This is a genomic window from Paenibacillus sp. YPG26 (genome assembly GCF_023704175.1).
Lineage (GTDB): Bacteria > Bacillota > Bacilli > Paenibacillales > Paenibacillaceae > Fontibacillus.
Map to the genome: position 1 here is coordinate 1992092 of NZ_CP084530.1, position 20425 is coordinate 2012516.

Annotated in this window: 20 protein-coding genes; 17 read left to right on the forward strand and 3 right to left on the reverse strand. The window is 48.4% G+C overall.

From position 1 onward, the window contains the following. The first annotated feature begins 36 nt into the window (after positions 1–36). The 8 genes from LDO05_RS09370 to mobB all read left to right on the forward strand — a co-directional run bounded on the left by LDO05_RS09370 (position 37) and on the right by mobB (position 6102). Positions 37–735 carry a dihydroorotate dehydrogenase electron transfer subunit gene (locus LDO05_RS09370; RefSeq protein ID WP_251375147.1) on the forward strand — a complete coding sequence of 233 codons (699 nt, stop codon included), beginning with the start codon at positions 37–39 and terminating at the stop codon, positions 733–735. Further along, entirely contained in the window at positions 728–1660 is a 933-nt protein-coding gene (locus tag LDO05_RS09375; protein WP_251375148.1) for a dihydroorotate dehydrogenase, read from the forward strand. The genes LDO05_RS09370 and LDO05_RS09375 overlap by 8 nt, the downstream gene beginning before the upstream one ends. A 6-nt stretch (positions 1661–1666) precedes the next feature. Continuing rightward, positions 1667–2002: a prenylated flavin chaperone LpdD gene (gene lpdD, locus LDO05_RS09380; RefSeq protein ID WP_251375149.1), complete on the forward strand. Its 336-nt coding sequence runs from the start codon at positions 1667–1669 to the stop codon at positions 2000–2002. Positions 2003–2116: 114 nt separating this feature from the next. Further along, on the forward strand, positions 2117–2782 hold the full coding sequence (locus tag LDO05_RS09385) for a PspA/IM30 family protein (protein WP_251375150.1): 666 nt from the start codon (positions 2117–2119) through the stop codon (positions 2780–2782). 111 nt (positions 2783–2893) lie between these two features. Further along, positions 2894–3400 (forward strand): DUF4178 domain-containing protein, encoded by a 507-nt coding sequence (locus LDO05_RS09390; protein ID WP_251375151.1) that lies wholly within the window; start codon positions 2894–2896, stop codon positions 3398–3400. An 11-nt stretch (positions 3401–3411) separates the two neighbouring features. Next, positions 3412–4155 carry a DUF4247 domain-containing protein gene (locus tag LDO05_RS09395; protein ID WP_251375152.1) on the forward strand — a complete coding sequence of 248 codons (744 nt, stop codon included), beginning with the start codon at positions 3412–3414 and terminating at the stop codon, positions 4153–4155. A 148-nt stretch (positions 4156–4303) separates the two neighbouring features. After that, on the forward strand, positions 4304–5575 hold the full coding sequence (locus LDO05_RS09400) for a molybdopterin molybdotransferase MoeA (protein ID WP_251375153.1): 1272 nt from the start codon (positions 4304–4306) through the stop codon (positions 5573–5575). Continuing rightward, positions 5572–6102 (forward strand): molybdopterin-guanine dinucleotide biosynthesis protein B, encoded by a 531-nt coding sequence (mobB, locus tag LDO05_RS09405; protein ID WP_251375154.1) that lies wholly within the window; start codon positions 5572–5574, stop codon positions 6100–6102. The genes LDO05_RS09400 and mobB overlap by 4 nt, the downstream gene beginning before the upstream one ends. 33 nt (positions 6103–6135) lie before the next feature. On the opposite strand, the gene xerS is transcribed toward mobB, so the two are convergent. Then, the gene (xerS, locus tag LDO05_RS09410) at positions 6136–7218 is read right to left on the reverse strand and encodes a tyrosine recombinase XerS (protein ID WP_251375155.1); all 1083 of its coding nucleotides are present in this window, start codon (positions 7216–7218) and stop codon (positions 6136–6138) included. 115 nt (positions 7219–7333) lie between these two features. Here xerS and LDO05_RS09415 point away from each other — a divergent pair, with 115 nt between their 5' ends. Beyond that, positions 7334–7822, forward strand: coding sequence for a GNAT family N-acetyltransferase (locus LDO05_RS09415; protein ID WP_251375156.1), 489 nt, complete (start codon positions 7334–7336; stop codon positions 7820–7822). 2 nt (positions 7823–7824) lie between these two features. Here LDO05_RS09415 and LDO05_RS09420 read toward each other — a convergent pair whose 3' ends face one another. Both LDO05_RS09420 and LDO05_RS09425 read right to left on the reverse strand, forming a co-directional pair. Further along, the gene (locus LDO05_RS09420) at positions 7825–8811 is read right to left on the reverse strand and encodes a FecCD family ABC transporter permease (RefSeq protein ID WP_251375157.1); all 987 of its coding nucleotides are present in this window, start codon (positions 8809–8811) and stop codon (positions 7825–7827) included. Continuing rightward, positions 8808–9797 (reverse strand): FecCD family ABC transporter permease, encoded by a 990-nt coding sequence (locus LDO05_RS09425; RefSeq protein ID WP_251375158.1) that lies wholly within the window; start codon positions 9795–9797, stop codon positions 8808–8810. The genes LDO05_RS09420 and LDO05_RS09425 overlap by 4 nt, the downstream gene beginning before the upstream one ends. A 147-nt stretch (positions 9798–9944) precedes the next feature. Here LDO05_RS09425 and LDO05_RS09430 point away from each other — a divergent pair, with 147 nt between their 5' ends. The 8 genes from LDO05_RS09430 (at position 9945) to LDO05_RS09465 (ending at position 19821) form a co-directional block, all read left to right on the forward strand. Continuing rightward, on the forward strand, positions 9945–10922 hold the full coding sequence (locus LDO05_RS09430) for an ABC transporter substrate-binding protein (RefSeq protein ID WP_251375159.1): 978 nt from the start codon (positions 9945–9947) through the stop codon (positions 10920–10922). Positions 10923–11012: 90 nt separating this feature from the next. After that, the gene (locus tag LDO05_RS09435; RefSeq protein WP_251375160.1) at positions 11013–11441 is read left to right on the forward strand and encodes a LuxR C-terminal-related transcriptional regulator; all 429 of its coding nucleotides are present in this window, start codon (positions 11013–11015) and stop codon (positions 11439–11441) included. A gap of 122 nt (positions 11442–11563) precedes the next feature. After that, positions 11564–12547: a 2,3-diaminopropionate biosynthesis protein SbnA gene (sbnA, locus tag LDO05_RS09440; protein ID WP_251375161.1), complete on the forward strand. Its 984-nt coding sequence runs from the start codon at positions 11564–11566 to the stop codon at positions 12545–12547. Further along, positions 12541–13584, forward strand: coding sequence for a 2,3-diaminopropionate biosynthesis protein SbnB (gene sbnB, locus LDO05_RS09445; protein ID WP_481856977.1), 1044 nt, complete (start codon positions 12541–12543; stop codon positions 13582–13584). Before sbnA ends, sbnB begins: the two co-directional genes overlap by 7 nt. Continuing rightward, entirely contained in the window at positions 13577–14950 is a 1374-nt protein-coding gene (locus LDO05_RS09450) for an MFS transporter (RefSeq protein ID WP_251375162.1), read from the forward strand. The genes sbnB and LDO05_RS09450 overlap by 8 nt, the downstream gene beginning before the upstream one ends. After that, positions 14919–16703: an IucA/IucC family protein gene (locus tag LDO05_RS09455; protein WP_251375163.1), complete on the forward strand. Its 1785-nt coding sequence runs from the start codon at positions 14919–14921 to the stop codon at positions 16701–16703. Before LDO05_RS09450 ends, LDO05_RS09455 begins: the two co-directional genes overlap by 32 nt. Continuing rightward, on the forward strand, positions 16700–18583 hold the full coding sequence (locus tag LDO05_RS09460) for an IucA/IucC family protein (protein WP_251375164.1): 1884 nt from the start codon (positions 16700–16702) through the stop codon (positions 18581–18583). The genes LDO05_RS09455 and LDO05_RS09460 overlap by 4 nt, the downstream gene beginning before the upstream one ends. A 5-nt stretch (positions 18584–18588) precedes the next feature. Further along, the gene (locus tag LDO05_RS09465; RefSeq protein WP_251375165.1) at positions 18589–19821 is read left to right on the forward strand and encodes a type III PLP-dependent enzyme; all 1233 of its coding nucleotides are present in this window, start codon (positions 18589–18591) and stop codon (positions 19819–19821) included. Positions 19822–20425 lie beyond the last annotated feature (604 nt).

The window sequence follows — 20425 nt, forward strand, 5'->3', positions numbered from 1 at the left end:
AAAAGAGGCATCGTAATATCCAGGGGGGAGTAGGCAATGGCTGAAATTATGTCTAATATCCAGGTCTCGCCTGGTGTGTTCCGGATGAAGATAGCAGGGAATTATGAGGGCCGTATGGGACAGTTCTATATGCTAAGGAGCTCTGGGATGGAACCTTTGCTTTCGAGGCCGCTAAGTATTTTTGATCTGCAGGAGCATTACATAGAATTCTTGTATCAGGTTGTCGGCAAGGGAACACATCTGTTCGCAGGCCTGAAGCGGGGAGATTCACTGAACCTGTTGGGACCTCTAGGGAACGGGTTCCCGGATATTCAAGGCAGAGTGGCACTGGTCGGTGGAGGAATTGGGACAGCTCCACTGTATTATTCGGCTAGGCAGTTATCGGACGCGCATGTGTATTTGGGGTTCCGCGAAGAGACCTATTTAGTCAGGGAATTCGGCGCAATTAGCAGTCAAGTCCATGTTAAGGTTGGCGGGAGTATTCTGGACGATGTTGATTTTGATGCCTATGATCATATCTTTGTATGCGGGCCAACCGGCATGCTGAAGGCAGCTAAATTGAGAGAAGCTGAACAGGGCTATTCCGGCAATCTTTATGTATCGGTCGAGAACAAGATGGCCTGCGGAATCGGAGCCTGTCTCGTATGCAGAGTCAAGGCTCCGGGCGGTGGCACCAAGCGGGCATGTGTGGAAGGTCCTGTCTTTCTTGCAAAGGAGGTTGATCTAGATGATTAATCTGTCTGGAAGTATTGCGGGTGTTCATTTCAAGAATCCGATTGTGATGGCTTCGGGTACATTCGGATTCGGTAAGGAGTATGTGGAGTATTACAATATCACAGCCTTGGGAGGGATCGCAGGCAAGGGATTGACGCTGCATCCCAAGTCGGGCAATGAGGGACTCCGCTTATACGAGACTCCTTCAGGAATGCTCAACAGTGTAGGTCTGGAGAATCCCGGAGTGAAGCATTTCCTGGAGAATGAGGCTGCCTATTGGGAGGGCCTTGACCTGGCGAGGATTGTGAATCTGGGCGGGGACCATATTGATGAGTATATTGAAGGGGCTGTAATGATCAATCAGGACTCCCGGCTAAGGGAGGCCAAGGGTCACAAGGCAGTTGATATCATTGAGCTGAACATATCCTGCCCTAATGTAAAGGAAGGCGGGATTGCTTACGGAATTAAGACAGAGAAAGCAAGGGAAGTTGTGCGTGAAGTAAGAGCCGTTACCTCTATCCCCTTGGTCATTAAGCTGTCACCTAATGCGGAAGACTTGGTATCCATGGCCATGATGTGTGAACAAGAAGGCGCTGATGGAGTTACTCTAATTAATACCATTTCCGCCATGAAGATTGACGTATATAAGCGCAAGAGCGTTTTTCGAAATTTGTATGCGGGCCTGTCAGGTCCCGCGGTGAAGCCAATTGCTCTGAGAATGGTCCATCAGGTAGCCAGCAGGGTAAGTATCCCGGTTATTGGAGTAGGCGGCATCTCAAGTGCCACGGATGTAATTGAGTTCATAATGGCCGGGGCTTCCCTGGTACAGGTAGGTACTTATAACTTTATTAATATTCATGCCGGAATTGACTTGGTTAGTGGCATCGAGGAGTTCATGATGCAGGAAGGTATTCAGACTTTGCAAGAAATTCGGGGAGTTGTCTAGATAAATATGAAGGATATCCGTGTGGAATATCGCGAAATAGGTTCTGATATCCTGTTGATCATCACCGGTGGAGATGCTCATATTGGTGCGGTGTCCACATCATATTCATCTGGAAAATTTCCGGCAGAAGTCCATACTGCAGCAGTACCCGGACACAAAGAGCATCTGCTGAGTGCAGATTTTGCATGGCGTGCTTCCAAGCGGCTCAACCGGACAGTAACTGTCGTTATGGGAATCCATTACGATAATCTAAGTTCTGTCGGAGTCGATGAAGTATGTCGGCTGGCTGAACGTGAGCTGGAGGTGCTGTTACACAAATTAACTCCCTCAAGTAATGAGTAAAGCGGGATGCAATAATCGGGTTGGCGGGTAATAATATAAGAATGTTGAAACGCTTCGCCATCTGTCTGCGTACATCATTACATAAAACATTTTATTCCTGGGAGGAAATTAACCATGTCTATTTTCAAGAGATTGCGTGATCTTACAATGTCCAATATTAACTCTCTAATTGATAAAGCCGAGGATCCGATCAAGCTGACTGACCAATACATTCGTGATATGCAGGAAGACCTTGAGGATGCCGAGAGATCTGTCGCAGCTCAAATTGCCATTGAGAAGAAATTCAAACAGCTCTACGAAGAACAAGAAGCTTTGGCTGCAAAACGTAATGAGCAAGCTCACGCGGCCGCACAGGCTCAGAATGTTGACCTTGCCCGCCGTGCTCTGGAAGAGAAGAAGGCTGCCGAAGTGAAGCTTGCTGAATATAAGACTAGTTATGAGAGCAACAAAGCAGCCGCAGACAATCTTCGTGACAAGCTCGAGCAGATGCGTAAGCAGCTTACCGAGATGAAGAACAAGCGTGAAACCCTGGTTGCCCGTTATAATGCAGCCAAGGCACAGAACGAGATTAACAAATCATTGTCAGGCCTTAACTCCGATACCGCATCAGCCGGATTGAAGCGTATGGAAGAGAAGATGCTCCAGATGGAGGCACAGGCTGAAGCAAGCAATGAAGTATCAAGCAAAGGTAAATCTCTGGACGAAGAGTTCGCCGAACTTAATAAGGATAAAGCGGTTGAAGATGAGCTGGCGGCCCTGCTCAAGCAGTACGAGAAATAATAATCTGCGATATGCAAGCGAGGGAGGAGAGACAATTCATTGTTTCTCCTTTGCTTATAACGAACAAGCTTTGAGCAGTGCATATCATTCTGAAGGAGCGAGCCAGGAATCATGAGTGTAATGAAGAGAATTGGCAGACTATTTGCCAAGCCGGAACAGCCAGTTCGTGAGAAGAGCATGCTGGACCTGAATCCGGGGGATATATGTGAGGTATCACTAGTTACCTATGAGGTTGTGGGAATTGTACGCAATCCTGGGCGGAATGCCACTATGCTGTCGCTTCAGGACGGTAACGAAATTCGCTATCTGCACATTGAGGAACGTGAAATTCTGCAGTATGCTTTATACGACCCCATTGACGGTCGTCTCGATAATCCGAATGAAGTGCCAACAACCATTGATTTGGATGATAGATCCTACCATCTTGAGGAAGAATATGCCGGTAACGTAATTATTAAGGGCAGAACTCCTTTCCGCCAAGGTGGAGAACAGCATGTATGGCAATTTCAGTCCGACGATTATCGCCTGTTAAGGATTGAATGGCAGGATGGAAGATTCATGCTTTATGAAGGAGATAAGACGATCTCCGGAGATGTCAAAGTCATCCGTGCCTCTTAGGAGTGATATATGTGAAGAAAGGGTCTTCTTTATATCTAAAGATAGCTCTGATTCTCAGCTTGGTAGTGTCATTATTAGCTGGCTGTGGTTCACCTAATGTTAAAGAGAACTACCCGCTGGAATCCGTGAACCGAAGCGGGAACTCGACCTCCTATGTCTACAGGGCAGCAGGGGAGAAGGTTCCGCAGGTTGCGGCTGGTCTGATTGCGGCGCAAGAGCCAGATCAGAAGTCGCCGGAGAATGAGGAGCGTATGTTCCTTGTGTACGACAAGGAATATTACCATCTTCAGAAGGATCCGGATAAGCCGGAAGATACACTTATTGAAGTGGACTCTGAAGAATATGTTCGCAGCAATTATGATTCAAGCTTTCTGCAGGGATATCTTACAGCTACGTTGATCGGAAGCCTGTTCGATTCCTTTGGGGGCCATGGTTCATACCGGGGATATTCAAGTAGGGATACTTATAAGCCGAAGCAGGACTATCATGCGCCTACCAAAGCTGACAAGAAAGCAGCTCCGCCGCTGACTGTGGACAAGAAAGGCACCATCACCAAACGTGGGGGCTCTGGATCGAGCAGTGGGAGTGTAGGCGGTGATACGCGTCGCTCAGGCACAGATTCAAGTAAGGGAAGCATTACGCGGAACAAGGACAGGGGAAGCTCGGGGTCTGGCTCGTATTCTTCACCAAAGAGGTCTATTACGAAGCCTAAGACTCGATCCGGTTCTGGGGGGATTACCCGAAGGAAGCGGTAGCTTGGTCTAATGTTCTTAACTCAATTCCGATTCCACATGGGAGCATGCACATAGCTGCATGCTTTTTATGTTATAAGGATTGCAATCAGGCAGGATTCAGCGATAACATGTATACATAATAAGACAGAACAGTTCAGGGGGGACAGATATGCATCAATCTTATTCATCTAACAAGCTGCACAGGAACGCTTTGCAAGTGGAGGAAGCACAAGCTACCATACAGTCCCACGTTCAGCTCGGGAGTTGTGAATATGTTAATCTATCTGAGGCTAAGGGACGGTATTTGGCTGAAGACATTAGAGCGCCACATCCTTATCCGCACTTTCGCCGTTCCGGAATGGATGGATTCGCGATAATAAGCAGGGATACCAAGGGGGCAACAAGTGAGAACCCAGTGTGGCTTGAGGTTGTGGACGAGATCCCAGCTGGATCACTACCGTCCGTTGCATTAGTACCGGGCACGGCTTCCCGAATTATGACAGGAGCTAAGGTTCCGGATGAAGCGGATGCTGTAGTTATGCTTGAAATGACAGAAAGTGTTATTAACCAGGGGAGAACTACAATTCAGGTGAAGAGGGAAATAGAGGCAGGCAAGAATGTGACTCCGGTAGGCCGGGAGCTTGAAGAAGGGGACATGATCCTTGAAAAAGGGACTTTTATCTCTACAGGCGAGATTTCTGTACTTGCTACATTCGGGGTTCATCAGGTTAGCGTGTATAAGCGGCCAACTGTGGCCATCTTCTCAACAGGTTCTGAGCTGCTGGGGATTGAGGAGGCCATTCAGGACGGCAAGATAAGGAATAGTAATACCTATATGCTGGCTAGTCAGGTTAGAGATGCGGGTGGTGAGCCGATTATACTTGATGCAATCCAGGATGACCTGCAGATTGCCAAGCGGCGGGTAGAGGAGGCATTTCAGCTCTATGATATTGTAGTAACTACGGGCGGTGTCTCTGTGGGTGACTTTGATATTATGGCTGATCTGGTTCAGAGCGGAGAGGTGGCGATGCTGTTCAATAAAGTAACGATGCGTCCGGGAAGTGTTACTACCGCTGCTGTCAAAGGGGATAAGCTGCTTTTTGCACTCTCCGGGAACCCGGGAGCCTGCTTCGTAGGATTTGAACTGTTCGTAAGGCCGGCACTCCGAATCATGCAGGGCAGCACACAACCATTCCTGACAGAGTTGAATGCGGTGCTAGGCAGCAAATATGACAAAATCAACAGCTTCACCCGCTTTGTCCGTGGAAGTCTGCGTGTTCTAGACGCTCAGCTTGTGGCTACACCAGCAAGCCTGGACGAATCCAATGTCATGATTACAATCAAGGATAGTGACTGCCTTATTGTTGTGCCTCCAGCTTCTGGTGTACTTAATCCGGGGGATAAAGTGCAAATATTAAGACTTCCGGGCAGCTCACTATGAAGTCAGCACCTGTCCCGGTATTTCAGATTGTAGGATATAAGAACACAGGCAAGACTCATCTGGTCTCAAGACTGACATCCTATTTCACCGCCAAAGGGCTGAGGGTTGCTGTAATCAAGCATGATCTGCATGAATTTGAAATGGATAAGGAGGGGACAGATACTTACCAGCACACGGCGGCAGGCGCGGCGGCGGTTGCGATAACTTCACCAACACGTACTGCTGTTCTGGAGGAGAAAGGAACGGCCTTGTCTGATCTGATCGCCCGATTCGCCGAATATGATCTTGTTCTGGTAGAAGGATTCAAGCAAGAGGCTTATCCCAAGCTACTCATTCTGCGTAATGAGAAAGACCTACAGCTGCTAAGTGAGCTTACGAACGTGAAGAAAGTTGCTGTCTGGCCTGAATTAATCTTCGACATGGAAGAGCAAGAAAATGCCCCAGAGTTGGTGGGAGGCCTGGAGCGATATGATATTGACGATACGCACGGAATTGCTACAGCAGTATCACTTCACTTCTCACTGTGAGGAGAAGACCCGGAAGTGCAGGGCATTATTGCCTTACACTTCTGAACGTCTTTCAATAGCATCAGACATGGTTTTGTCCGTTAGATGTGTATAGACTTCAGTGGTCTCAGTCGAGGCATGGCCAAGCTGCTCCTTGGTCTTGTAGATATCATTCTGCAGATAATAATCAGTGGCGAAGGAATGTCTCAGCTTGTGAACCGTTAAGTAAGGCTTGCCAAAACGGCTGGCATACTTAATAATCATCGCCTGGATCGCTCTCTTGGTCATGCGCTTGCCCTCCTGCCGGCCGTTGGGCAGGGCTACGAACAAAGCCTTCTCACGCTTAGGCGTCCGGTAGCGGGTACTGCGTATAGCTAAATAGGTCTGAAGCTCATCCTTGCTCTGCTCCCGGAAATAGACAGGAGTCTTAAAAGACTCGTCGTTATTACCCTTGCGATATACATACAGCAGCTTGTTAGCAGGATCAATATCGTCAATGTTCAGATTCACAACTTCGGATACCCGAAGACCCGAATTCAAGATGAGGCTTGCAATACAAGCGTCTCTCTCTTTGTTCAAATGATAATTATACAGCGCCTGTTTGTTATTCTCCACATCAACACCGTATCCTTCTAGTATATATCCGATGAACTCCAGGAGCTCATCCTCCTCAAGGATCTTGCCTTTGAGCTTGGCGGCAGTGTCTTTTGGCTTGTGGATTCGCTTAATCTCTACTTTGGCCATAATATTCCGCTTCAGAAGCGGGTAGAAGTCCTCATCCTCGGCAATCTGGCTTAAGTAATGGAATAGAGAACGTAAAGAAGACATTTTGCGGGACACGGTTACTTTGGAATTGTTCCCCTCTACACGGGTAGTTAAGTGCAGACGATAACCGACAATACTCTCCATTCGAAGCACTTCAAGCTCTTGAAGCGTGACGTCCCTATTATTCTCAGCAGCCGACAAGCCCTCCGCTCGCAGCCATCCGAAGAATTGCTCATAGTCCCGGATATATTCCAGCAGGGTGGAAGGGGATAAATCGGGCAGCTTGTAGTCAATGAACTGTTGAACATACCAGGGCATGTTCAGAACTCGTTCGTCCATTTTTTTGCGGTCGGAAATCTTCTGAATGTTCATTAAGTCAGCTCCTCTGTACCTGCACACCATTATAAAAGTCTACTCTTAATTATATCATACTAACGGGAACGGGAATGAGAACGCTCAGACTGAATTGTAGAAGGAGGCTCTGTGTATGCAAGTAGATTTGGTGCGTGCAGATTTTCATTTGAAAGAGAAGCTTCGTAATCTAATGCAGTTTTACATCTATGATTTTAGCGGTTATCTGGGTTTTGACATTGATGAGGAGACAGGTTCGTATCCCCCATATCCGAATTTTGATAAATATTGGGAGGGTAACGATAGCTATATACCGTATTTGTTCAAGGTAGGGTCATGCACGGCTGGATTCGCACTGATCGAGGCACTGAATGGGAAGAGAAGCGCTGACAGCTACATGACTGAATTTTTTGTTCTCAAAAAATACCGCAGGCAGGGTGTCGGGAGGTCAGCAGCTATACAGCTGTTCGAGAAATACAGAGGGAGATGGTTAGTCTCCCAGCTCAGCTCCAACGTTCCGGCACAAATCTTCTGGAGAACAATCATTAGAGATTACACGAGTGACGAATACGAAGAGGACATCAGCTTGGATCACCGCCAAATCTCCCAGCGGTTCACCAGCTAGTCTCAGTGATTACGAACACGAACTAACAAATATAACATATAAGGGCCGCCTAATATCGCGGTAATCAAGCCGCATGGAATTTCAACAGGTGCAAGAACAGTGCGTCCAACGAAATCGGATGCCAATACGATGAAGGCTCCGAGCAGGGCAGCGGTTGGAATCAGTACAGCGTGCTTCTCTCCAACCAGCTGTCTGGCAATATGGGGGGCCATCAAGCCTACGAAGCCGATGGTTCCTGCTGTAGCAACAGAGGAGCCTGCCAAGGCAACGGCGATGACCAAGATCCAGGTCCGGCTTGAGTGAATACGGCTGCCAAGCCCAGTTGAGGTCTGATCATCCAGACCCAGGATGTCCAGCTGCCGATAACATAACCAGGCAACAGGGAGGAAGATAATTACCCAAGGCAGATAGGGCCACAGCTGTTCCCAGCTTCGTCCATACAGACTCCCGGTCATCCAGATGGTGGCTTGATTCACAAGCCGGATGTTGCCCGAGGTCGTCACGATCGTGATGAACCCCTGGCAGATTGAGGCGATGCCGATGCCGACCAGCACCATGCGGATCGGTGAAAGTCCCTTTTTCCAAGCTAGAGTGTAACTAAGAAATGCAACCACAAGCGCACCTCCGAAGGCAGCGAACGGGAGCCAGTAAGAGGGGACTTGTAACCATACGATAAAAATTACAGCGAACAGCGCTGCACCGGCATTTAGCCCGATCACGCTGGGGGATGCAAGCGGATTGCGCGTTACACCCTGCAGCAGAGTTCCCGCGGCGGCAAGACAAGCCCCCACACCTACGGCAATCAGCGCCCGGGGAAGCCTGAGTGTGCGTACAATGATCTCATGATCAGGCTGCCCTATACCGAGAATTGACTTCGCTGTATTTAGAGGGGAGATGGCATACTCCCCTGTGCCTACCTGCAGTACGAACATCAGGAGGATCAGGAGCAGAAGGGCGAACTGAATTAATATTCCCCTGCGCATACTCATAGCCTCCACTCCTTTTGTCTTGCGAGATAGATGAAGAAAGGCGCCCCCATCATGACCGTCATCACTCCAGCCGATACCTCATCCGGATGAATAACAAGCTTGGCAGCTACATCGGCGAGCATTAGAAGGGCAGAACCCATCAGGATCGAGTGAACAACAATCCATCTGTAATCGGAACCAGCAATGGATCTTACGATATGCGGGACGGCAAGTCCGACAAATGCGATTGGACCAGCAATGGTCACGCAGCCTGCGGATAACAGAACAACTACAAAGAACAATATCTTTTTGGTGAAACGGGTGTTAGAGCCTATCCCCACAGCTACCTCTTCTCCAAGCTGCAGAGCATTCATCCGGCTTCCAAGGGCAAGAGCGATCAACAGTCCGAGTATAATTAAAGGTCCCCCGTAGATAAGATCCTGCAGCTCTTTCCCGGCAACCGATCCCGCGAGCCAGAAGCGGACCTCATCAATGGACTTCTCATTGAGAACAAGAACACCTTGAGTGAACGAAGCAAGCAGCAGCGAGACGGCTGTGCCGGCTACAATCAGCTTAAGAGGCGTCAATGGCTTGCCGCCTACACTGCTTAACACAAAAATAAATGAACCGGCACAAGCCGCCCCGGCTACTGCAAATATTTGATAGACCCAGATAGATGAGCCTGGCACTAGGAAGAAACCGATTACGATCGCTAGTGCTGCCCCGTTGTTAACCCCTAATATTTCAGGCGAAGCAAGCGGATTACGGGTTAATGCCTGCATACAGGCGCCCGAGGCTGCCAAGCCTGCACCTACACACAAGGCGATAAAAGCTCTCGGAACACGGATAGAAGAGACGACTTGATGAAGCTCTGTACTGCGGTCTCCCTGGATGGATGACCAGACGGTCCGGAAGTCAATGATTAGGGAACCGGTGGATAGATCCAACAGAAAAACAGCAATAACTGTAACTATCCCGAGCCCTAACAAAATCAACTGCTTAATCATGAACTTGCTCCCTCTTAAGAAAAATAATCCAAAATTGTAATTGACAAATAAATGCATAGGAATTTATACTGGTGCTTGTTGCAGGATAATGATAATCATTATCAATTAGCCTTGACATATATTATCAGAAGCGGGAGAGTGTTGTCAATGTTTAGAAGTAGAAAGAAGACTTTATGGTTAATAATGCTGGTTGTGCTGGCAGGAGCTTTATCCGCTTGTTCAACAAGCGGTTCAAAAGATACTGCTGTAAAAACTTCAGGTGAGCCTGCCAAGACGGCAGATACGGCAAAAGAAATAGTTATCAATCACGCTATGGGAAAAGAAACTCTAAAGGGAGTTCCACAGCGGGTGGTTGTTCTTGACAATGGGGCACTGGATAACTTGCTGGCCCTTGGGGTCAAACCGGTTGGAGCCCCGACCGTCCAGCTGGAGGATCCATATCCAGCCTATCTGAAATCACAGGCGGAAGGGATTACAAATATCGGTACCATCGATGAGCCCAATCTGGAGACGATTGCCTCTCTGAAACCGGATCTTATTCTTGGTAGTAAAGATACGCATGAGAAAATTTACGATAAGCTGAAGCAATTTGCTCCTACCGTATATGTAGAATCTTTGGGTTACACGTGGAAAGACAATTTGAAACTGCAAGCTTCCGCGCTGGGTAAGGAAGCAGAGGCAGACAAACTGTTAAGCGCCTATACCGAACGGCTACAGCAGTTCAAGGAGCAAATGGGTGACAAGCTCGCAACGACCACCGTATCTGTGCTGCGTCCGCGTACAGACCATGTGCGTATTTACTTAAGACAGTCCTTCAGCGGAGTTATTGTTGAAGATGCCGGTCTGAAACGCCCTGCGGCCCAGCAGGCTGATGAGTTCGCAAGTAAAGCTACCGAAGAACAGGTTGCGGATATGGATGGAGATGTGATTCTTTGGTTCAGCCGTGATACTGACAATCTGCTCGAGGGCAAACTGGCCAATAATCCTTTGTGGAAGAATCTTAAGGCTGTGAAAGAAAAGAAAGTATTTGAAGTGGATGCTGAGCTTTGGTTAAGCGGGCTTGGTTATCAGGCAGCCAACTTGGTTGTTGACGATCTGTTCAAAATCTTTGTTCCAAGTAAATAAAGATAGACCAGCTGGGGGGCTGACAGTTGAAAGACTGCCAAGTCCCTTTTTGCATGGAAATTAATCTATTTCTATTCATAATGGAGGGAAATGATGACAAGAAGACAGCGGCTGATTGTTGAGAGTCTTAGGAGAACCCAGGAAGAACAGAGTTTGATGGATGAACTGCAGAGATTGATTCTGGAGAAGCTCAGTTCAACAGATGGGCATGCGTCAATCCATATCATCTGGGATCATGAGGAACAGGAGGAGGGACAGCAGGTACCTTTTCAGGCTGCTAACGGTCCGAATTCACAGACTACTACCGTCCCTCTCAGTATGAGACAGATGGAGATTGCCCGTCTAGTGTGTTCACACTATTCGGTACGCCGAATTGCTGCCGCACTGCATATCTCGGAAAACACAGTCAAGAAGCATATCCAAAACATAAAAAAAACACTGGAAATAAATGAAAGCGGTTCAGATTTCGTCTACGAGTTAAGAAATAAGCTCGGCTCCGTACTCCTTTTAGATAACTAAAATAACTCAATTGTATTATTTACAGTCCAATCCGGTGCATGTACGATAAAGAAGTACAATTGATAATGATAATCAATATCAACAATATACCCACATTGGTTATTTGAAGGGAGGAACAGTTCATGATCGAACTCAAGGAGTCTCGAGTTATAGAGTCCCTAACGGATTGTATCGGACATACGCCGCTGCTCAGGCTGAACCGGTTGTTCCCGGGGGATCAGGTCCAGGTCTACGGGAAGCTTGAATTCATGAACCCTGGCGGCAGCATGAAGGACCGGCCTGCACGCTTTATTCTGGAGGAGGCATTACGGAGCGGCGTCATCAACCAGGACAGTCATATCATTGAGAGTACATCCGGTAATTTAGGCATAGCACTGGCTATGATGGGCCGGATATATGGGTTGACGGTCACTTGTGTAGTTGATCCGAACATTAGCCAGACGAACCTGAAGATCATGAGGCAGATGGGGGCTAACATTGAGATGGTCACCGATAAGGATGAGCACGGTGGCTATTTAAATACACGAATTGCTGCGGTCAAGCAGTTGCTGCATACGATTCCCGGCGGGTACTGGATTAATCAGTATGCGAACGAGTCTAACTGGAAGGCGCATTATCACGGCGCTGGGGACGAGATTGCCAAGCAGCTGGATCAGCTGGATATCTTGATAGCCGGCATAAGTACATCAGGAAGCATCATGGGTACAAGCCGGAGACTTCGGGAGAAATTCCCTAGATTGAAAGTGATAGGCGTGGATGCCGTAGGATCCGTGATTTTTGGCGGGCCAAAAGGCAGGAGAGAGCTACCAGGCATTGGGGCAAGCCGGGTACCGGAGCTGCTGAACCGTGCGGAAATTGACAGAGTCATTCATGTAAATGATTATGAGTCTGCCATGGCTTGCCGGGAGTTGGTTCAGACTGAAGGGATATTTGCCGGGGGCTCTTCAGGCTCAGTGATTGCGGCGATTCAGAAGCTGCTTCCTGAGCTTCAGGGCACAGTGCGAATTGCTACGCTCTTGCCGGATCGCGGTGATCGTTACATGGACCTGGTGTACGACGATGAGTGGTTGAGTACTGTTAAGGAAAGGGTGAGCAGAGAGTGTTAATCAGTCAAGAGCAGCATACACCCTCCGTGCTATATTTAAGCCGCAGACAGGTTGCGGAAGCAGGGGGAGAATCGCCGGAATTTTTTGCAAAGGCCATAGAAGAAGTCTTGGAGCTGCATGCTCTGGGCAAATTCGTTCAGCCGTTGAAGCCATATCTGCGAGTGAAAGGAGAGGACGGTGAACTTGGACATATTGCGGACCGGATTATTGCCATGCCTTCTTATGTGGGGGGAGATCTCCAAATCTCAGGCTTGAAATGGATTGGCAGCAAGCATGATAACCCTGCGACTCGGGGATTGGAGCGTGCGAGCGGCATGATTGTACTCAACGATCCGCAGACGAACTATCCTATAGCGATCATGGAGGCTGCGCTGATTAGTAGTATGCGGACAGCAGCAGTTACAAGTGTAGGAATAAAGTATTTGGCCAGACCAAACTTCACGGATGTGGCGATCATTGGCTGCGGCGTGATTGGACAGCGTCAGCTTGAGAGTGTGGTTCAGCTGTATTCCCAAGTGGAGCGGATTCACTTGTACGATGTTCATGCAGAGAGTGCGAATAGGCTCGCCGAAAGCATGAACACAGCGTATCCTCATCTCACTTGCCGAAGCTGCGAATCTGCTGAAGCCGCGGTACGCAGCGGAGATATCGTAATTCCCTGTACGGTGACAGATCAGCCTTATATTCAATATAGTTGGCTGAAGAAAGGCTGCTTTGTCAGCAATGTATCCATCATGGATCTTCATAAGGATGTATTTACAGGTGCGGATAAAGTGGTTGTGGACGACTGGGAACAATCCAATAGAGAGAAGAAGATAATCAATCAGCTTGTATTGGAAGGTACCTTCTCTAGAGAGAAGCTGCACGCTGAGCTTGGAGAAATTGTGGCCGGAATCAAGGCAGGACGTGAGCATGAGGATGAGATTATCGTCCTGAATCCGATGGGTATGGCAATTGAAGATATTTCATGTGCGTACCGGATTTATGAACAAGCGATTGCCAGAGGGATAGGAGTTACTCTCTCTTTATATGAGTAAGAGAAAAGGAACAGAAGCAAGGCAGAGCGGGAACATATCTGCCAGTATGCGATGGCCGTTATGGAAGCGGAATCTCGCTGTATTATGGATGGGTCAATTTGCAGTCACGCTCGGACTGACCGGTACAACCCCTTTCATGCTGTTCCACATAGAAAGACTGGCCACTGGATCGGAAGGTTCGATTATGCTGTGGACCTCGATCGCACTGGCCGGACCGTCGGTAACCTACATGCTTACGACCCCGTTATGGGGTAAGCTTGGTGACCGTGTCAGCCGCAAATGGATGTTCGTTAGAGCTCTGGTGGCTCTCGGAATTTGTATGCTTGGGATGGCCTGGGCGCCGACGATACTAGTGTTCGTTATTTTTCGACTGCTGCAGGGAGGGTTAGGAGGCATCTACGATGCAGCAATCGCGATGATTGCTGTTACTGTGCCTCCGGACCGGAAAGGCGAAGCGATTGGCCGCTACCAGCAAGCGGTCATCGCAGGCGGACTCACAGGCCCGCTTATCGGAGGATTGGCGATGGGGTGGATCGGCAGCAATATGTTCCTGACGGCAGCCGCACTGATTACTCTGGCCTGTAGTGTATTGGCCTGGAGCGTGCTAAGCGATCCTCCTAAGTCCCGTGTGAATTCCGTTCTTGGCGCGGACCAGACAGTGAATGAGGCTACTGATCATAAGAATAGTGATGAGAAAGGGACAGGTTCGAAACCGAACGGCGTGTGGGCTAGCATCCTTTTGTTCTCCAAACATTCGGAGATGAGATATTTGCTGACAGCAGGCATCCTGTCCAAGTGCGCAGGTACAGCCCTGGTGGCTATATATCCTCTGTTCATAAGAGAGCATTATACGAGTGGCCCTTCGGCGGCCAATATGATAGGCATGCTTGAAGCCGCTACAGGAATAGGAGCACTTTACGGAGCCGGGAAATGGAGTAGAGAAGGGGATCGCAAGGACCCTGTACTTCTAATCCTGATTGCTCTATGTCTTAGCGGAATCGTTGTACTCCTTCAAGCAAGCACGCCGGCTTTTGCCGTTCTAATTGTACTTAAGCTTGCGCAGGGTTACGTATTCAGTGCAGTGATCCCCCTGGTACTCCGCTCAATCCTTCAGCATTCGGCTGAAGGCAGACAGGGAGTGAATATCGGCACAGCCAACAGTCTGCTGGTTACCGGTCAATTGGCGGGATCCTTCATGCCGCAGGCACTCCATATCTTCCCTGGCCTATTGTTAGGTATAGGAGGAATTGGAATACTTCCGCTCATCGGTGCAGCTGTAGTTAGCATCCTGCCTATCAAAAAGAAGTACACGGAGAGGAGAATTCAAAAGAGATATGAGCATCAAACAAGAAGTGATGTCCGATGAAATGTTATCACAGCAATTAGCGGAGCAGAGTGCGTTAACGCGGCTTCTCAACGCTTATTTGCGAGAGGTACATGGTACCCCGGTGACTGGAAATAGGTTGGAGTTAGAACTGCCATTTACACGGCGAATGATGCTTCTGGAGTTCAGCCACATTTCTGCCGGGGGCCATCACAGGTACGTCTTTCCTTTAACAGGCAGAGACGCGAATGAAGAGAGAGAGGTCTATTCACTTAATTCACGTAATGCCATTGAGTGGCTGTTGGCAGAAGTGGGTGCTTCCGACTCGGACACCTTGACGGCAGTAGGCAGAATTGCAGATCTCCGCAATCAAATTTATAACAGTATAGACAAGACCACATTCTATGTTCTCCAGCGGTTACAACACGATCAACAGCAGTCACCAGGGGGAGCAGTGGAATATCAGAATTATTCCGTCCTTCGTTCAGAGCAATCCTTGCTCTTCGGCCATCCCTTTCATCCTACTCCCAAGAGCTCGGAAGGCTTCACAGAGGATGATCTGCGCCGCTATGCGCCAGAAATGCACGCTTCATTCCAACTAACCTGGTTCGCGGTTCATCCCGAATTGTTCCGTGAGGAGTGGTTAGAGGGGAGTGCTCTAAAGTCAGATTGGCAGAATGAAGAAGACAAGCGGCAGGAGGAGATTAAGGCTCTTTATCAATTACATGGACGTAATGCTGAAGATACAGCAGCGCTCACTTCTTATCGGTTGCTGCCCACTCATCCATGGCAATCTGAATACTTGTTACAGCAGGCTAAGGTCCGCAGCTGGATACAGAGCGGTAAGCTGAAATTTCTAGGGAGTCTTGGGCCAGAGCAGTATCCAACTTCCTCTGTAAGAACAGTCTGGTCGCCGGAGCAATCATTCTACTTGAAGCTGCCAATACATGTGCGAATAACGAATTTTATTCGTACGAACAATGAGGAACAGTACAAACGGTCGTTGGATGCGGCACGGATCTGGGCGGCGGTGGAGCCTGCATTTCTTTATCCTGGGTTCGGTATTCTGCAGGAGCATGGCATGGTCTCTTTGTCAGACAGCACGCTTTCAGAGGAGTTCACCGTATTAGTGCGTGCTTCTCTTCCAGGTGCTCAGTCACGCGATGAAGCTTGGCATGTAGCCGCATCCTTGCTTGAAGATGAGCTGTCAGCGCCTGAATACCTTCCACTTTCAAGGATAACAGCCCTTGAGTGGATTAAAGGTTATGTTGATGTCTATGTAATTCCTATACTCCAGCTGTATGCGGAGTATGGAATCAGTCTGGAAGCCCATGTACAGAATACACTGATTAGAATACAGAGTGGGGTTCCAACCGGATGTTACGTCCGTGATTTAGAAGGGGTAAGCGTGTGCAGGAACAAGGCAGAGGAATCAGGCTGGGTTAATCACACGATCGGAGAGGATAGTCCTGTACTCAGTGACTCAGAAGAGACATGGAAGCGATGGTTATATTACAACGTGACCAATCACTTGAGTCACATGGTTGCTGCTGTATCCCGGTCATCACACACAGAAGAAAGAGAGCTGTGGAGAGAGACAGCACAGGCCTTGTCTACGCAGGCTGAGAATAGAGTTCCCTCACTGCAAGCATGGATTAACCGTTTGATAGACACACCTGCTCTTCCGGCAAAAGCAAATCTGATCAGCCGCTTCCATCAGCATGGCGAGCAGCCCCTTTATGTAGACATTCCGAATCCGCTGCACGGATCCTATAACAAGAAGGTGAGTCAATGACGAAGCAGTGGATAGACAAGTGGACAGCACAATGCTCAGTAGAGGAGATGGAACCCTACAGGCGCCGGGTGCTGCGGCAGCTGATGGAATCCATGGTGCATGAAGGGATTATACGTGTTGAAGCTGCTGATCCTACTGGGTCCAGGGAAGAGGATCAGGACAAGCTGGAGTACCGGATAATAGGACAGAACGTGGATGGACAGGACGTATTGTATACATTTCAAGCAAGAGACACAGGGAGCTTTGGACGTGTTCGGATTGTGTCACCGATCTATCGAAGTGAGCCGGGCTTGGAGTCCCGGAGAGTGGAAGTAAGCTCAACTGCTCAGCTCCTGCAGGAATTGAGAGCACATTATCCAGATACCACAACTGAACGTTTATCCGGATTTGCACTTGAACTTGAACGAACTCTTGTGAACGATGCCTTCCACTATGCGTGGACACGGCAGGGTGCAGAGAGCGCTACGGCAGACGGAACAAGTCAGAAGCCAGGCTCATTAACGGAATGGGAAGCTTCTACGAGTACAGGGCATCCTTATCATCCGAGCTACAAGTCGCGTATTGGTTTCTCCCTGGAGGATCATCTGTCGTACGCCCCCGAATTCGGTCCGAGCTTCAGCTTATTTTGGGTTGCTGTCCATCGGTCCTATGCTGAGTCGCATACGTTGACTTCTTTGAATTACGAAGACTACATTGATGAGCTGCTTGGGGATGACCGTCAAAGGCTGTTTGAAGACAAACTTGCTTCCTACGGCGCTGAATTGAACAATTATCTCCTGATGCCTGTTCATCCATGGCAGTGGAAGCATAAGCTCACCATGGACGCCGGTGAGCTGATTAGAAGCAGAATTATCATTCCACTAGGTAATGATGAGGACTATTATCAGCCGCTTCAATCGATCCGTACTTTAGCAAATGTGACAAGTCCGGCTAAGCCTTACGTGAAAACCTCCATACAAATCATGAACACCTCCGCACTTCGGGTAATCGGTATACATCATATCCGTAATGCTCCCGCCATCTCAGAATGGCTGAATCAGCTGCTGAAGGACGATGTGTATTTAAGAGAGAGATGTGGAGTAGTTATATTGCGGGAGACAGCCTCGGCTGCGCTTCGGTATGATCTTCTTCCCGAGCCATTATCCAGATTGCTGGAGGGTTCCATGAGTGCTGTGTATCGCGAAAGTCTAGAGCCGCTGCTGCAAGCGGGTGAAGAAGCCGTTCCTTATACGTTAGTTACCCACCTTAGCGACAAGGTGCCGGAGATAGATGCATGGATAGACCAGTATGGGGTTGAGGAATGGGTCAAGCGTCTGCTAGAGGTAACGATGTACCCTATGCTTCACCTCCTGTATGCCTATGGCGTTGGACTGGAATCTCACGGGCAGAATATGATCCTCATCCATAGGAATGGTTGGCCAGAGCGAATTGCATTGCGTGACCTGCCAGGCGGAATTAGATGTCTTGACAAGCAGCAATTGTATAAGAATCGTCTGCCTCTGCCTACGCTTGCGCTCAAGCCTGGAGAGAGCGGTCATCCGATCCTGACGGATACAGCCGAGGATGTCCGGGACTTCTGGGTAGATGCTTTCCTGCATATTCAGCTGTATGAGATAGCTGTATTCCTGACAGAGCAGTACGGTTGTACGGAGAAGAAGTTCTGGAGTATGGTGGGGGCTGCAGTTAAGAACTATCAGAGTTTTTTCCCCCAACTGCAAGAACAATTTGACCTGTTCGATCTCTCCGTGGAGACATTTCAGGTCGGTCAGCTAACTGCCCGCAAAATATATGGCGAAGGCGAAGGAAGAGAGCACACCGTGCCCAATCCTCTTCATGCTGTACTAACTCCGCAGATCATCACAACAAAGGGAGGAGGTTAATCATTATGAATGAGCTAGTCTTGACGGAAGATTGGACCCGGGCAGCAAAGTCCTGGATACAAGGATATGAGAAGAGGGACACTGGCGAGCTTTTGTGTGCATTTGTGTATGATCTCGAGTCGCTGAGGAAGCATGCCAGAGATGTAGTTCAAGCTCTTCCTGATTATTGCCGGATGTATTATGCCATGAAGGCAAATAGCGAAGAGCCGATATTGAACACCATTTACCCGTATGTAACCGGGTTCGAGACGGCCTCGATTGGAGAGATAAGAAAGGCCAGAGCAGTGAGCGCGGATGTTCCGATTATCTTCGGCGGGCCCGGCAAGACCGATGAAGAGCTGCGGGAAGCGGTTCTGCTAAATGTTGAACGTATTCACGTAGAGAGCCTGCATGAATTAAGGCGTCTGATTCATCTCACCGAAAGATCAGGAACTGAAGTCACCGTATTGCTTCGCGTTAATATTAGTATGGATCGTGATCTCCCGGAAGCAACCCTGCAGATGGGAGGGAGGCCGACGCAGTTCGGTATGGAGGCAGGGAGTCTGAATGAAGCGGCCCGGCTTCTTAAGGGCGCCAGGTATGTGCGCATGGCAGGATTCCATCTTCATACCGTCTCCAATCAGATGGATGCGGATGAGCATCTTGCGTTGATCGACCGTTATATTAACACAGTAGAGTCCTGGATGCCTATGTTCAAGCTGGACCGCCTTATTCTAAATGCGGGAGGCGGGATTGGAGTCAATTACGCAGATTTGGATAAGCAGTTCGACTGGCAGAGATTCACGGAGGGACTACATCAACTAGGGCAAAGCAATCAGCTTATCACAAGCGGTAGGCTTGTAATGAACTTTGAATGTGGAAGATATTTGGCAGCTTTCTGTGGTACCTATGTAACGGAAGTCATTGATGTGAAGCATAATCATGGCAAAACGTATGTCATCGTGCGAGGCGGAACACAGCATTTCCGGCTTCCCGTATCCTGGAAGCATAATCATCCTTTCGAGATCCTGGAGCAAGACAGGTGGGATTATCCTTTCCCACGTCCAACCGCAGCGGATGCTCCTGTCACAGTTGTCGGGCAGCTGTGCACGCCCAAGGATGTATTTGCAGATCACGTTCATTTACCAAAAGTCCGGAGTGGAGACTTGCTGCTATTTATACTTGCGGGCGCTTACGGATGGGCGATCTCCCACCACGACTTTCTAAGTCATCCGCATCCCCAATTGGTGTATATTTAGCACAAATTCAAGCACGGGACAGTTACTCCTACGGAGGGCTGTCCTTTTTGTGTTGGTTCAGATCTTCGATAGATGTACGAGAACGAAAGAAGTGAGTAAGAACAACTGCATATTTCAACATATGAAAAATTCACAATACAAACCATAAATTATCTAGTTACCATCACCCTAAACAATACAGCTCCTATACCTTGCTCATCTAGAAATGTTTAAACAACGGAGTAAAAAGAAAGTATAAATAATATTAATTATGTAAACTTCAATCATTGGCTCCACACTTTATTGTTGATTTTTAACTGAATTTAATCTGATTTTAAAGTTCAGGAAGCGCTTGTTTTAATCTGGGGCAAGTATGATCAAGGCATATGAACGATACTATTAGGAGGATAATATGAGACCTTATGAAGTTATTTTGCTTATCTCTTGTTTGGCACTGTTTCATTACTTGATATTTTTTAGGAAGCCGCGGAAAAGGATAGGAACAGTCTTTGCTCTGGCAATCCTGATCGCATTATTCCTCCAGCTAGGCTTGGAAGGGTACAGGTGGCAAATGCTGCCCATCTACATCACCGCTTGTATATACATATGGATAAGCTTAAAGCGA

Coding starts and splice junctions, on each gene's coding strand:
- LDO05_RS09370 (WP_251375147.1), top strand. CDS start 37: ATGGCTGAAATTATGTCTAATATCCAGGTCTCGCCTGGTGTGTTCCGG.
- LDO05_RS09375 (WP_251375148.1), top strand. CDS start 728: ATGATTAATCTGTCTGGAAGTATTGCGGGTGTTCATTTCAAGAATCCG.
- lpdD (WP_251375149.1), top strand. CDS start 1,667: ATGAAGGATATCCGTGTGGAATATCGCGAAATAGGTTCTGATATCCTG.
- LDO05_RS09385 (WP_251375150.1), top strand. CDS start 2,117: ATGTCTATTTTCAAGAGATTGCGTGATCTTACAATGTCCAATATTAAC.
- LDO05_RS09390 (WP_251375151.1), top strand. CDS start 2,894: ATGAGTGTAATGAAGAGAATTGGCAGACTATTTGCCAAGCCGGAACAG.
- LDO05_RS09400 (WP_251375153.1), top strand. CDS start 4,304: ATGCATCAATCTTATTCATCTAACAAGCTGCACAGGAACGCTTTGCAA.
- mobB (WP_251375154.1), top strand. CDS start 5,572: ATGAAGTCAGCACCTGTCCCGGTATTTCAGATTGTAGGATATAAGAAC.
- xerS (WP_251375155.1), bottom strand. CDS start 7,218: ATGAACATTCAGAAGATTTCCGACCGCAAAAAAATGGACGAACGAGTT.
- LDO05_RS09415 (WP_251375156.1), top strand. CDS start 7,334: ATGCAAGTAGATTTGGTGCGTGCAGATTTTCATTTGAAAGAGAAGCTT.
- LDO05_RS09420 (WP_251375157.1), bottom strand. CDS start 8,811: ATGAGTATGCGCAGGGGAATATTAATTCAGTTCGCCCTTCTGCTCCTG.
- LDO05_RS09425 (WP_251375158.1), bottom strand. CDS start 9,797: ATGATTAAGCAGTTGATTTTGTTAGGGCTCGGGATAGTTACAGTTATT.
- LDO05_RS09430 (WP_251375159.1), top strand. CDS start 9,945: ATGTTTAGAAGTAGAAAGAAGACTTTATGGTTAATAATGCTGGTTGTG.
- LDO05_RS09435 (WP_251375160.1), top strand. CDS start 11,013: ATGATGACAAGAAGACAGCGGCTGATTGTTGAGAGTCTTAGGAGAACC.
- sbnA (WP_251375161.1), top strand. CDS start 11,564: ATGATCGAACTCAAGGAGTCTCGAGTTATAGAGTCCCTAACGGATTGT.
- LDO05_RS09450 (WP_251375162.1), top strand. CDS start 13,577: ATGAGTAAGAGAAAAGGAACAGAAGCAAGGCAGAGCGGGAACATATCT.
- LDO05_RS09455 (WP_251375163.1), top strand. CDS start 14,919: ATGAGCATCAAACAAGAAGTGATGTCCGATGAAATGTTATCACAGCAA.
- LDO05_RS09460 (WP_251375164.1), top strand. CDS start 16,700: ATGACGAAGCAGTGGATAGACAAGTGGACAGCACAATGCTCAGTAGAG.
- LDO05_RS09465 (WP_251375165.1), top strand. CDS start 18,589: ATGAATGAGCTAGTCTTGACGGAAGATTGGACCCGGGCAGCAAAGTCC.